Below are 288 nucleotides of genomic sequence, written 5' to 3'. Positions count from 1 at the left end.
CACCGGCGTCTCATCCAGCGTCAACGTAACGCGCCCGGGTGTCACTTCTACACACCCACGATGACCGGTCTTGAACCCCAACCGCTCCAACCACACTCCGCACAGCGACCGGTAGGGAATGGACAGGTCCGGCGGCAGGATATTGCCGGCAGGGTGCCGCAGGGCGGAAATGCGTAGGCTCGTGGGCTGATACCAGCCGATGCCAACCTGCTGGCTGGGATCGTTGCAGGAATCCATCTTTGAACTGCGCATGCTTCTCCTCCATCGGAAGTACTCCCTTGTCGGCGA

At 61.5% G+C, this 288-nt stretch carries 1 protein-coding gene; it reads right to left on the bottom strand.

Going from position 1 to position 288, the window contains the following annotated elements:
- The coding region (locus tag ACQG3P_RS19320) for a hypothetical protein (RefSeq protein ID WP_426805941.1) at positions 1–252 on the bottom strand (252 nt) is incomplete at its 3' end.
- Positions 253–288 lie beyond the last annotated feature (36 nt).

Origin of the sequence: Stenotrophomonas sp. SrG (genome assembly GCF_050031795.1) — a bacterium.
Taxonomy (GTDB): Bacteria; Pseudomonadota; Gammaproteobacteria; order Xanthomonadales; family Xanthomonadaceae; genus Stenotrophomonas; species Stenotrophomonas rhizophila_A.
The sequence above is the reverse complement of the archived record's forward strand: the minus strand, read 5'-3'. Positions and strand labels throughout refer to the sequence as shown.